The following is a 13,061-nucleotide window of genomic DNA, read 5'->3' on the forward strand; positions in this document are numbered from 1 at the left end:
GCTCGTTAACGGGTTCAGCCGGAGGGATTCATCAGCACGTCGGGCAGCCAAGTGGCAATTTCCGGGAAGAAACAGAGAATGACGATACCTAACACCATGCACAGCGCGTATGGCAGGCTGCCCATCAGGATATCGCGCAGATCGATATCCGGTGTGATGCCCTTGATGATGAACAGGTTCAGGCCTACCGGCGGCGTGATCAGTCCGATTTCCAGGTTGATGGTCAGAATCACCGCGAACCAGTAGGGATCGAAGTTCGCCGCCAGTACGATGGGCAATAGGATCGGTGCAGTCATGACGATCACCGCCACCGGCGGCAGGAAGAAGCCGGCTACCAGCAGAAACAAGTTGATCGCGCCCATCAGCGCCCAGCGATTCACTTCCAGTGCGGCAATCGCCTCAGCAAGCGTCTGGGTGATATACATGGACGATAGGGCAAAGGCGAAGATCTCTGCCGCGGCGATGATCAGCATGATCATCACACTTTCCCGCAGAGCGTCGCGCATGACCGTTTTCAGGGGCTTGAACTGCCACATGCGGTAGACAATGATCGCCAGCGCGATACAGAAGAAAGCACCGACACCTGCCGCTTCCGAGGGTGTGGCCACACCGCCATACAGCGCGAAAAGGATCGCGAAGACCACCACCAGAAAAGGCACCACTCGCATCAAGGCGCGCATGTTGCCCTCGACGTTCTCCTTCACCTGGTTGGCAACCTGCATGAGCGGGCTGGGCGTGTCGTAACCGCCGGCCAGCTTACAGGCAATCAACGTCCAGAGCATGAACAGGGCCGCCAGCATCACCCCCGGCAGAGCACCGGCGATAAACAACCGGCCGATAGAGGTCTCGGTGGAAATGCCATAGACGATCATGGTGACCGACGGCGGAATCAGGATGCCCAGGGTTCCGCCGGCCGCAATGCAGCCCGCAGCCACGCCATCCGGGTAACCGCGTTTGCGCATTTCGGGTATGCCCAGCTTGCCGATAGCCGCACAGGTCGCGGGAGAGGAACCGGACAAGGCCGCGAACACCGAGCAGGCGGCGATATTGGAAATCGCCAGTCCACCGGGCAGCCGACCCATCCATAGGTCCAGCGACCGGTAGAGATCCCTACCGGTCGGGGATGAGGCCACCGCAGCGCCCATCAGTATGAACATCGGGATCGCCACGAAGCCGAAGGAGGCGATACTACCGAAGAAGGTCTCACCGAAGTAAGTCAGCTCGACCATACCGCGATTGAGCACCAATGCGACGATGGAAACACCGCCCAGCGCAAAGGCAATGGGCACACCGATGGCCATGAGGAGAACCAGCGCAATAAGTACCAAGATGCCGCTCGTTACAGGATCCATATCAACGGGCCTCCCGAATCAGTTCAGCAACGTACTGCAGCGACAGTAAGGTCGAGCCGACTGCCATGGGGACAACGGCCGGCCACAGCGGCGGGTTCCAGACCGTGCCGGTGGTCCAACCCATGGTGTAGGCCTCGTGCATATAGACCCAAGCACCGTAGGTCAGCGCAGCACAGAATGCCAAACCACATAGGGACGCGACGAAATTCATGATTTTGCGCGGCGTATTGCTCAACGCATCGGGCAGTATAGTGACGGCCACATGGCCATTGGTGAGGAGGACATAAGGAGCACCCAGCAGCATGGCGCCACTGATGGCGTAGGTGGTGAATTCAGTCTGCCAGGTGGTGCTTTCACCCATCGCATAGCGCACAAACACCATGTGGCAGACGGCAAGCACACCGAAGCATAGTAGAAGGCCAGCGATGACACCGGTGGCGACAGACAATGCGTCCATAACGCGGACGTAGGCCCCGGTAACGCCGGATAAAGCGGGAGCGGGACGGCTCAGGGAATTGGACATGGTACCCTCAACTCGATGGCAGCGGTCGGCTGCCCCGCAGGCGCGAGGCGGCCGGGATCAGTTGGCACTTCCCGGAAGTTCCTGCCTGGAGCTTCCGACAAACAGGAGCGCCTATCGGAAGTACCTACAAGAGGTACCCACAGGAAGTGCCTACCGGAAGCGTCTATTCCACTTCCAGAGCCGCGTCGATCAACGCCTGCCCATTGGGTACGTTGTCGGCAAACGTCTTATACGAGCTCTCCTTGGCTATATCGAGCCATGCTTGATAGTTCTCCGGCGACATCTGCACGACTTCCACACCATTCTCCTTGTAGACATCCACCAGCTTCTGATCGAGGTTCTCCGCTTCGCTCGCGAAGTATTCTTCAGCTTTCTGGCCAGCCGCTTCGAGCGCTTCCTGCTGTTCAGGCGTCAGTCCTTCCCAACTCCGCTGGGAAATCAGTACCGGCTCATACATAAACCAAAGGGCGTTCTCACCCGGTGCCGTCAGACAGGTGGCTTGTTCGTAGATGCGGTAGGAAACGAAAGAGCCGGATGAGGTATTGGCACCATCGAGCACCCCCGTCTGCATGGCGGTGTAGATTTCGGAAGACGGCATGGAGGCAATCGACGCCCCCGCCTCGGCGAGCATTTCGTCAAAGGCCGGGCCTGCAGCACGCATTGTCTGTCCCTGAACGGTATCCGGCGAAGTGATGCAGCGCATATCGGAGGCGAAACCGCCAGCGAGCCAAGCATCGGCCAGCACTTTGACACCAGCGTCGTTGATCACCTTCTTGACCATACCCATGAACTTGGAGTCATTAAGGCGCTGGGCCCGCTCATGACTACGTACCAGGCCGGGCATCAAGGTGGCGGAAAACTCAGGATGACGGCCACTGGCGTAATCCAGAGGCAGCGCCGTCATATCCAAGCGGCCGCGTACCAACGCGCCCCACTGTTCCTTGGCCTTGAACAACGATTCCCCCGGATAGACCTGGATTTTTAAGTCGACATTCGCCTTTTCGACTTCTTTGGCCATCAACTGAACCATTTCATCACGTACATCACCCTTACCGCCGGGGAACTGATGGGAAGCGCGCAACACGGTTTCTGCCGTGGCCGTGCCGACTACGGATAAGGCCAGACCTACGGCCGCTACGATCGTTAGGACTTGATGTTTCATGTTGAGTGTTCTCCGGTCTCTTGTTCTTGTATGTATTTATCAGATCGCTCTGATGTATACATCATCGACCTAGGAGTATACTTGTGTCAACATTGCAACTGATTACACTGCGAACGCCCGGAATACCCGACTGACCGCTCGACTAATTGCTTTAGGAGCACCCCACGCGTGAAACGCTCGAACACACAGCGTCTGAAGGACTCGCTGGAAGACGACATCATCAATGGCCGGCTATCGCCCGGCGAACGGTTGGACCCGGAGGAACTGGCCCAGCGATTCAGCGTCTCACGCACGCCGATTCGCGAGGCTATCCATCAACTGACCGCCAGCGGTCTGGTCACCGTCGTGCCGAAGAAAGGTACCTTTGTGGCCAAGATGGGTGTGGAGCAGCTCATCGAGATGTTCGAGGTGATGGCCGAATTGGAAGGCATGTGCGGTCGGCTGGCTGCCCGTCGGATTACCTCGGCTGAGCTGGCCAGGTTGGGTGATGCGCTAAAGCGCTGCGAGACGGCGGCCGAGAAAGGCGATCCCGACGAGTACTACTACGAGAACGAGGATTTCCATCAGTGCATCTACCGGGCGAGCCACAATAATTTCCTCGTTTCCGAGGCCAATCAACTCAAGCAGCGGCTCAAACCCTATCGCCGTTTGCAGTTGCAGGTGCGCCACCGGGTCAGCAATTCACTGCAGGAGCACCGGGACATCTACCAGGCCATTGAGGCCGGCCGTGCCGATGAAGCGGAAGATGCCATGCGCCGGCACGTACTGATCCAGGGCGAACGCTTCAGCGATTTCGTCGCAAGTATGAAGAAATTCAGCGACCGCCTCTGATCCCGGCTCCGGGATCGCAAGTCTAGAACCCCAGGACAGGCTCCGGCGTGCTGGCAGCCAAATGGGCGAAGAACAGCGGTGGCAATGCCGCGGCCCCAGGCATCCTCGAAGGTGACCGGAATACCCGCCTCATACACCCCACACAAGCCGATAGTTACGAAGCGACACAAATTTAAACAGCCCCGTTTTGTGACAAGCATCACACTGAGTGGTGTCGGCGGGCGACCCGCCAGGCCGCGCGGGATGGGACGTTGCCTCTCTTTGTCTCTCCAAGCGGCGCGAGACCTCCTGGAGAGAAATGTCGCATTTGCAAATATGAGCTGTTCCCGCTGCGTTGACGCGCCTTAATTGGCTGATTTATATGTTTGCCTCACTCGACGTGCCCCAAAACAAAAAACGGAGAAGCCCGCGTGAAGTTCAACCTGTCCTGGCACCAGAAGTTCCTGGCCTTGATCGTCGCTACGCCCATTGGACTGGCTTTCATTGGAGGCGCGGTATTCTGGGGCCTGCAGAGCGTGTCCTCGTCCTACCAGTCGATTCACCAGATCACCCGTTATGAAAATGCCGCCGGCAACCTCCTCACTGCGTGGAGCGCAGCGGAGAAAGAGTTGAGCACGCTCACCCCCGACAACCGCAATGCGGTCGCGGAAGAGCTCGATGCCCTGCTAGCCAATGCTAACCAATTAGAGAAACAAGCCACGGCTCTTGGCGATCCTGAGGCGAGTCGCTACGCAAACCAGATCCAGGCAGAAACCGCACGCTACGTCGACTTCCGTCACCAGTGGTTGGCGCAGATGGACAAGCTCGGCTTATCCGGCAGCAGCGGTATCCGAGCGGAACTACAAACCGCCATGACGCAGTTGCAGGAGCTTTCGCTCAGCCTGTTCGAACAGTCGCTCGACGATATAGTTCGCAGCAGCCGGGCTTATATTGGCGACCGTGATCCGAATTTCGCAGAGGCGGCCAACCAGGCTGTGGCGTCCCTGGAAGCCCTAGTGGAGGAATACGACTGGCAGGACAACGTGATCGGCGAGGCAGCGCGCAACTATCGCGAGGTATTCAATCGCGCCGACGCGATGCTGAAAGACATCATCGCCGCCAATAACAGGGCCGATCAGGCGGGCGCCGCCCTACAGGATTTGGTGATAGCCCAGAGTAAATCCCTGCAATCCGGCCTGATCGCAGAGGCCATCAGCCAGGCGGAAAGCGCGGAAACCTCCGCCAAGGTCGTGAGTATCGGCGCCATCGCCGTATTCGGTCCGCTACTGGTACTGATTTTGTTCCTGATTTCCCGCACCTTGGTGAGCCGCCTTAACGCGGTGGTGACGTTGCTCTCCCGGGTATCGGGCGGTGACCTTACCCAGAAGCTGACGCTGGGCAAGAACCCGCGGGACGAGTTCAACGTGCTCGGTCAGGCCACCAACCAGATGGTAGATAATATCGGCAAGCTGATGCGCGAATCCATCGCCGGCACTGAAAACCTGCTGGGCGTCCACGGCGAATTGGAAAAAACCATGGACCGGCTGACCCAGAACAGCGAGAAAGTCGAGTCTCAAACCATTCAGGCCGCTGCAGCCACCCAGCAGATTTCAGTGACCCTTAACGACGTGGCCCAGCGCACCTCTCAGGTCGGCGTATCCACCCAGACCGCTAACGATGCCGCCCAATCCGGCTCCCGGGTGGTGGAAGACAGCGTGAACGCCATGCGCCGGCTATCGGCCATGATTCAGGATACCCACAGCCACGTGAAGCAGCTGACCCAGGCTGCCGGCAATGTCACCGGCATTATCGATGTCATCAACGGCCTGGCGGACCAGACCAACCTGCTGGCACTCAATGCCGCCATTGAAGCGGCCCGCGCGGGCGAAGCCGGCCGTGGCTTTTCGGTGGTCGCCGACGAAGTCCGTACCCTGGCCCAGAAAACCGTAGCTGCCACCACCAATATCGTCAGCATCATCGACGACCTGAACAAGCAGACCGCCAGCATGGACCGGCTGGCCGCCGAGGGCCTGACGATCGCCAACGAAGGTGAAGCCAGCGCCACCCAGATCGCTAACGCCATGGGCAGCGTGACCACCTCCATCGAGACCCTGAACTCGGAAATGGATCAGGTGGTCGTTGCGGTGGAAGAGATCTCCGTCACCACCGAGGAGATCGCCCAGAAGATGGAAGCGATTCGTGGTCAAAGCGGCGAGACCCAATCCATCGGCCAGGAACTGGGACGCCAGAACGAGCGGCTGTCTGAGGAGGCCGGAGTGATTGCCGAAAGCACGCGGCGCTTCCGCGTACAATAAGAAATTGTAATATCCCTCTGAACCGGGCGCGTTGTTCATTAGTATGTATTGAAAGACACCGCGCCGGTTCAGGGTAAGCAGACGGTCAACTTCTAGTAAACAGTCTGATAGCAAGCAGCCTGGGTCTATTCAGAAGCTAGATAGCCAGAAGCTGAAAACATCTGCAGTCTCACCGGCATCTATTCCCGTCAGGATGATAAGGGAGATTCATGCTCGCAGACTTCAACGTTGTCTTGCTGGGCTCACTGGCCAGCTTACTGGCCGGTTTGGGAACGGCACTCGGCGCACTGGGCGTATTTCTTGTTCGCCGGCTTTCCGACAAGCTTCAGGATGGCATGCTCAGCGCCGCCGCCGGGGTCATGCTGGCCGCGTCCTTCTTCTCGTTGCTGCTCCCCGGTATCAAATACGGCGAAGAGCTGACAGGGCACACCTGGATGGCAGCGCTCATGGTGATCGCCGGACTGCTGATGGGTGCCGCCCTGCTCTACTACATTCACCAGCGCCTCCCCCACGAGCACTTCACCCTCGGCCCGGAGGGGCCTTCCGCCGCCCATATCCACCGCATCTGGCTGTTCGTCATTGCTATTACGCTGCACAACTTTCCCGAGGGCATGGCGGTCGGCGTTGGTTTTGGCGGCGGCAACATCAGTAACGGCGTCGCTTTGGCCATCGGCATCGGGCTGCAAAATATTCCCGAGGGCTTGGCGGTAGCCGTTTCCCTGCTGGGGATCAATCATTCCCGCACCAAGGCTTTCGGCATCGCGATGCTGACCGGTCTGGTGGAGCCGGTCGGCGGCGTATTCGGCGCCACCATGGTCTGGATCGCCGAGCCCATTATGCCCTGGACCCTGGGCTTCGCTGCTGGCGCCATGCTGTTCATCATCAGCGACGAGATCATTCCTGAGACCCATCGTGGGAGTTACCGCACCTTGGCCACGTTCTCGCTGCTGGGTGGTTTTGTCGTCATGATGTTCCTGGATGCAACGCTTGGATGAGGAGACAACCCCATGACAGGTCCCTTGCACGGTATTCGCGTGATTGACCTGACCGCCATGGTCTCCGGCCCGATGGCCACCATGATGCTGGCCGATCAGGGCGCCGAGGTGATCAAGGTGGAAAATCCCGCTGGCGGTGATTTCACCCGGCTGGCCGCTAACCGCCAGGGCGGCTTTGCGGCCTCGTACCTCAATAACAACCGCAACAAGCGTTCGGTCGCACTCAACCTGAAGGACCCGGAAGGCAAGAACGCCCTGTTGAAGCTGATCGCCGGTGCCGACGTCTTTGTGCAGAACTTCCGTCCCGGCGTCATCGAGCGCATGGGTTTCGACGAAGACGCCGTGCGCAAGGTGGCCCCGGATATCGTCTATGTGTCGATCAGCGGGTTCGGCGAGAATGGCCCGTATGCCGACCGGCCCGTGTACGACCCGCTGATTCAGGGGCTATCCGGCTTGGCCAGCGTGCAGGCCGGGTCCGACCAGCACCGGCCGCAACTGGTGCGCACGATCTTGCCGGATAAGCTGACCGGCGTCACCGCCGCGCAGGCGATCACTGCCGCGCTGTTCGCCCGGGAACGTACCGGCGCGGCCCAGCATGTGCGTCTGTCGATGCTGGACGCCGTGATCGCGTTCCTCTGGGGCTCGGATATGGGCAGCCAGACGTTCGTTCAACACGAACTACCGCAGCAGGCGGCGGCCAGCTTCCAGGATCTGATCTACGAAACCACCAATGGCTATATCACCGTTGCGGTGCAGAACGACCGCGAGTGGCGGGCGCTGCTCAAAGCTCTGGACAAGCCCGAGTGGGCCGACGACCCACGCTTTTTGACCGCCGAGCTGCGCCAGCGCAACATCGACGCCCGGCTCGAACTGACGCAATCCGTCCTGCGGACCGATACCTCCGAATTCTGGCTTGAGCAACTTCAGGCCGAGAACGTGCCCAGCGCGCCGGTACTGAACCGGCATCAGATGATCAGCCACCCGCAAGTCGCGGCGACCGGTATCATTCGCGAATACGACCACCCCCAAGCCGGGCGTTTGCGCCAGGCCCGCGCAGCGGCTCGCTTTTCCGGCGCCGAACTGCCGCCCCCCGCCGGTGCCCCGGCCCTGGGCGCGGACACGTTCGCCGTTTTGCGCGCCTGCGGTTACGACGACGCCACGCTTGCCGACCTGGCCGAACGCGGCGTTCTTGGCATTCCTCTTGGTAACCCCAAGGAGAACCTGGAATGATCGATTTCTACTACTGGCCCACCCCCAACGGCTGGAAAGTCGCCATCATGTTGGAAGAATGCGGTCTCGACTACCGGGTCATTCCGGTGAACATCGGCCGGGGCGAACAGTTCAAGCCCGAATTCCTGGCCATCAGCCCCAACAATCGCATGCCGGCAATCGTCGATCATGATATGGATGGGGAGCCGCTGCCGATCTTCGAGTCCGGCGCCATTCTGATGCACCTGGCGGAGAAAACCGGGCGTTTCATGCCCACCGATCCCCGCGGACGCAAGGAAATACGTGAATGGCTATTCTGGCAGGTCGGCAACCTCGGGCCGATGGCGGGCCAGGTCAGCCACTTCGTCAACTACGCGTCCGGCGAACACCCCTACGCCGCCGAGCGCTACAACAACGAATACAACCGCTGCCTCGGCGTATTGGAGCGCCGGTTGGAGGAGCGTGAATACCTCGTCGGTGACGACTATAGCATTGCGGATATGGCAGCCTGGCCCTGGGTATTGATCGCCAAGCCGTTAGGCCAGAATCTGGAAGAATTTCCCAATGTGCGGCGCTGGCGCCAGGATGTCAAAGAACGGCCCGCGGTCCAGGCGGGTGTCGATCTTGGCAAGGAGTACCGGCGCCAGGCCCCGCCCGATGAGGAGGAGCGCAAGATCCTGTTTAGCCAGAACAGCCGCACCGGGCATGATTCTTAGATATGCGCCTGGTTCTAGTGTGCCTTAACACTAGTCACCGGCTATACCGCCATCGACACGGGGATCACTGCCGCCTCGCCAACCACCGGCATGACGTTCGATACCGTGCAGGCCGCTCATCAGGTCATCGACGTCCACGTTATGCCCCATGGCCTCAAGGCGATCGATCACGGTGTCCGGCACCTTTCCCGCCTCGATTTCGAGCGTCTCACCCTGATTCACGATATTAGGCAGCTCGATAGCCTGCTGGAGACTGAGATCCCAATCCAGTACGCCCACGAGCACCTTGGCGACGTAGTCGATAATCCGCCCGCCACCGCGGGAGCCGACCACCAGGCGGACCTCGCCCTGAGGATCGAGCACGATGACCGGGGACATGGAGCTGCGCGGCCGCTTGTGAGGCTGCGGCGCATTGGCCACAAGCTTGCCATCCTCATAGGGCTCGAAGGCGAAATCCGTGAGCTGGCTATTGATAACGAAGCCGTGCGTCATCACCCGGCTGCCAAAAGGCGCCGCATTGGAGTTTGTCATGCTGACCACGCCACCTTCGGCATCGACAATCGAGAAATGGGACGTGCCCTGCTCGGGCTTATAATCGAGCGGTCCGGCGACTCCATTTATCGCTACGTCGGGAGGCAATCCCGGTTTCACGTCGGCGAGCACACGTTGCGCAGGGATCAGTTCGGCTCGGCGTGCCAGGTAATCCTTATCCAAAAGCGATGCCAACGGGACGTCGACGAAATCAGGGTCGCCCACGTAGTAATGCACATCCGCCAGCGCCAGGCGACTGGCCTCCGAGAAGACATGGATCGCCTCGACCGACTTCGGTGCCATGCCGGCTATGTCGTAACGCTCCAGAATACCCAGAATCTGTAGCACGCCCAGACCGCCACCATCCGGCGGTGGCGGGCCGCAAACCGTCCATTGGCGATAGTCGCCACACAATGGCTCGCGCTTGATTGCTCGATAGTGCGCGAAGTCTTCGACGCTTATCGAACTTCCCAGCTGGGTATCCTGCTTCGCGGTTTGCACGAAATCCCGGGGAATATTGCCCTGATAGAAGGCCTTGGGCCCTTCATTGGCGATACGTCTCAGGGTCTGCGCCAGATTCGGATTACGCAGTCGGGGGCGGTCGCCGGTGCTGGCCGGTTCGACAAAGGTTCTATCCAGCGCGTCGAACAAGGCCAGCGAGGGATCGAAATCGACCTGTTCGCGCATGCGTCTGGGCATGGGGACGCCGGTCTCCGCCGCATCGATAGCCGGTTGCAAGACGTCTTTCCAGGGCAGCTTGCCTTGTTCCTGATGCGCCAGGTAGAGCATGGCAACCGTGCCCGGAACACCGATTCCGTGCCCGCTGATCACGGCAAACCACAGCGGCATGGGCACACCTGGCATCACCATGAGCTGGGAGTGCGATATACCGGCCGGCGCGATTTCCCGGCCATCGTAGACCGTCATCTGACCAGTCCCGCCATCGCGATACACCATAAATCCACCACCGCCGATACCGGTGGATGGACCGGCCACAAACGCCAGCATCATCTGCACAGCAACGGCTGCGTCGACGGCGTTACCGCCTCGCCGGAGCGCGGCCAGGCCGGCCTCGGAGGCGAGCACGTTGCCCGAGGCGATCATCATTTTCGTCGCCGTTTTCTCCTCACCGACATCTGCCGGAGCCGCTTGCACGCCGGCACGATAAAACACGGCCAGGCAAGCACCGAAAACGAGGAGCACCGTGATCGCTGACCTTCTTACGTTAGCGGCGGAGCGGAGATTCCTCGATTGGCCTGACATGACATCTTCCTATGCAGCGTGCGCCGATATTTAACTGGCAAGACAAGCATGCCATCGTCGCTGGTTCAGAACGAGAACAACGAACTTACTGCTTTGTAATATTGCCGGTGGTTGTTAATTAGCGTGTGAACTTGCATCGCGGGTAATACATCCGTTTAAGTGGATAGACAGACGGCGCAACTTGACGCGCATCGAAACGGAGATTCCATGCCTAAGCCATCGCGGTCCACGCTTAAGCCATTGCGGTCCTTACATAGATCTTCGCGGTTAAAGCACCGCCGGTCATACACTTGCCACGCCATACAGTGGATTAGAGGGGCCACTTTAGTTCGCGCGCTGATGCTCACGGGCTTTAGTTTGCAAGGTTGTGCCAGCACCACCGAGCCCCAGGGCGTCCCTCCCGCCAACCAGCCCCCCAAACAGCAAACCGCGCGCGAATTCATGGTCACCGCCGCCAATCCCAGAGCGGTGGAGGTCGGGGTGGAGGTTCTACGTAGCGGCGGCAATGCCATGGACGCGGCGGTCGCCGTGCAGATGGCACTGACCTTTGCCGAAGCACCCGAAACCGGCATTGGCGGCGGCGGGTTTATGCTCTACCGCGACGGCAAGAGCGGCGAAATCACCATGTACGACGGGCGCGAGAAGGCCCCCGCCGATGCGGAGAAGGACCGCTTCATGCTCTGGCGCTGGAGCATGCCACTGTGGGCGGCGGTGCCCAGCGGCTTGTCGGTCGGCGTGCCGGGTCTGGTTGCAATGATGCACGATGCCCATTCCGACCACGGCACCCAACCCTGGGCCGAGCTCTTCGAGCCCGCGATCGCGATGGCCGAGAACGGCATTCCCATGCCCCGGCGTTTACAGCGTCAAATCGAGAATGATTGGACCCTACGTCTGCTGGGCGACACCGACGACTATTTCGTCGAGCAGTGGGAAGAGGACGATCCCCAGCTACGCAACCCGGAGTTGGCCAATACGTTGCGCGAAATCGCCGAACAAGGACCGGACGTTTTCTATAAGGGGCACATTGCCGAAGACATTGTTGCTGCAGCCCAAAGCCGCTGGCTCTGGGGTAGCGACCTGACCCTAGAAGACATGAGCAATTACCAGCCGGAGACCCGCGAGCCGGTTTGCGGCGACTATCGTCAATGGACGTTATGCGGCCTGGCCCCGCCATCCTCGGGGGGTATCGCGGTTTTGCAGATTCTGGGGATGCTCGAGCAGTACGATATGAGCGCGCTGGAGCCGGTCAGCGCAGAGTCGATCCATCTGATTGCCGAGGCCAGCCGTCTCGCCTTTGCCGACCGTTTCAACTACGTAGGGGATCCCGCCTTCGTCGATGTACCGTCGGATGCGCTGATTGCGGAGCGCTACCTGGACCGAAGGTCCCGACTCATTCAAACGGATGTGGCGATGGCCGAAGCCAAGCCCGGGCAACCCGGCGGGCCCGTCTACCTGGAAGACGAAACCGTGCCCGAAGAAAAGGAAACCACCGGCACCTCACACTTCAATATCGTCGACCGCGAGGGAAACATGGTGGTGATGACCAGCTCCATCGAAGCCCCCTTCGGCAGCCGTAACCGGGTAGACGGTTTCTTTCTAAACAACCAGCTGACGGATTTCACGTTTCGCCCCTTCTACGACGGCGAGCTGATACCCAATGCGGTCGAACCGGGCAAGCGGCCGCGCAGTTCCATGGCGCCTATCATCGTTATGAACCCGGAAGGCGAGGTTGAGCTGATCGTGGGTTCCCGCGGCGGCAGCCGCATTATCGGCTATGTGGTCAAGGCCCTGGTAGGCGTCCTCGACTGGAACTTGAGTATTCAGGAGGCGATCGCCCTACCGAACTTCCTTCATCGCGGCGAGGGCAAGCCACTGGAGCTCGAGGCCGGCACGGCGGCGGCCTCCCACGCGGATGCATTGCGTGATATGGGCCATGACGTCCAGGTTCTGCGCCTGGAAAGCGGTATCCACGGCATCCAGCGCACCCGTGACGGCTGGCGCGGCGGCGCCGATCCCAGAATGGACGGCATCGCCCTCGGGGACTGATGCAAGAGGCCATTAGGCGTCATTCAGAGGCTTCCTGGGTCTGGGCGTTACTCAGAGGCTCTGGGGCCGTCTTTTAATCCCTGTCCTCCGGAAAATGCGCATCCGCCGGCTAACCCGTGGCGTAACCTCTTTAAGGATG

At 60.0% G+C, this 13,061-nt stretch carries 10 protein-coding genes; 6 read left to right on the forward strand and 4 right to left on the reverse strand.

Annotated elements, in window-relative coordinates:
- Positions 1-14: 14 nt before the first annotated feature.
- The 3 genes from FXO11_RS15290 to FXO11_RS15300 form a co-directional block, all read right to left on the reverse strand.
- Complete coding sequence (locus FXO11_RS15290; protein ID WP_148863788.1) at positions 15-1,352, reverse strand: TRAP transporter large permease; 1,338 nt, start codon at positions 1,350-1,352, stop codon at positions 15-17.
- A gap of 1 nt (position 1,353) precedes the next feature.
- Positions 1,354-1,875 carry a TRAP transporter small permease subunit gene (locus tag FXO11_RS15295; protein ID WP_148863789.1) on the reverse strand — a complete coding sequence of 174 codons (522 nt, stop codon included), beginning with the start codon at positions 1,873-1,875 and terminating at the stop codon, positions 1,354-1,356.
- A gap of 163 nt (positions 1,876-2,038) precedes the next feature.
- Complete coding sequence (locus FXO11_RS15300) at positions 2,039-3,037, reverse strand: TRAP transporter substrate-binding protein (protein WP_148863790.1); 999 nt, start codon at positions 3,035-3,037, stop codon at positions 2,039-2,041.
- A 168-nt stretch (positions 3,038-3,205) separates the two neighbouring features.
- Here FXO11_RS15300 and FXO11_RS15305 point away from each other — a divergent pair, with 168 nt between their 5' ends.
- From FXO11_RS15305 to FXO11_RS15325, 5 genes are all read left to right on the forward strand, one after another.
- Entirely contained in the window at positions 3,206-3,868 is a 663-nt protein-coding gene (locus tag FXO11_RS15305; protein ID WP_148863791.1) for a GntR family transcriptional regulator, read from the forward strand.
- A 410-nt stretch (positions 3,869-4,278) separates the two neighbouring features.
- Positions 4,279-6,162, forward strand: a complete 1,884-nt coding sequence (locus tag FXO11_RS15310) for a methyl-accepting chemotaxis protein (protein WP_148863792.1) — start codon at positions 4,279-4,281, stop codon at positions 6,160-6,162.
- Positions 6,163-6,371: 209 nt separating this feature from the next.
- A complete protein-coding gene (locus tag FXO11_RS15315; protein ID WP_148863793.1) occupies positions 6,372-7,157 on the forward strand; it encodes a ZIP family metal transporter in 786 nt (261 codons plus the stop codon).
- A gap of 12 nt (positions 7,158-7,169) precedes the next feature.
- Positions 7,170-8,387, forward strand: coding sequence for a CaiB/BaiF CoA transferase family protein (locus FXO11_RS15320; RefSeq protein WP_148863794.1), 1,218 nt, complete (start codon positions 7,170-7,172; stop codon positions 8,385-8,387).
- The gene (locus FXO11_RS15325) at positions 8,384-9,082 is read left to right on the forward strand and encodes a glutathione S-transferase family protein (protein WP_148863795.1); all 699 of its coding nucleotides are present in this window, start codon (positions 8,384-8,386) and stop codon (positions 9,080-9,082) included. Before FXO11_RS15320 ends, FXO11_RS15325 begins: the two co-directional genes overlap by 4 nt.
- Before the next feature lie 30 nt (positions 9,083-9,112).
- Here the strand turns inward: FXO11_RS15325 and ggt (FXO11_RS15330) are convergent, their stop codons facing one another.
- The gene (gene ggt / locus FXO11_RS15330; RefSeq protein WP_148863796.1) at positions 9,113-10,876 is read right to left on the reverse strand and encodes a gamma-glutamyltransferase; all 1,764 of its coding nucleotides are present in this window, start codon (positions 10,874-10,876) and stop codon (positions 9,113-9,115) included.
- A 339-nt stretch (positions 10,877-11,215) separates the two neighbouring features.
- Between ggt (FXO11_RS15330) and ggt (FXO11_RS15335) the strand changes: the two genes are divergently transcribed.
- Positions 11,216-12,922 carry a gamma-glutamyltransferase gene (gene ggt, locus FXO11_RS15335; RefSeq protein ID WP_148863797.1) on the forward strand — a complete coding sequence of 569 codons (1,707 nt, stop codon included), beginning with the start codon at positions 11,216-11,218 and terminating at the stop codon, positions 12,920-12,922.
- The last annotated feature ends 139 nt before the right edge of the window (positions 12,923-13,061 follow it).

Origin of the sequence: Marinobacter fonticola, assembly GCF_008122265.1 — a bacterium.
GTDB classification, from domain to species: Bacteria; Pseudomonadota; Gammaproteobacteria; order Pseudomonadales; family Oleiphilaceae; genus Marinobacter_A; species Marinobacter_A fonticola.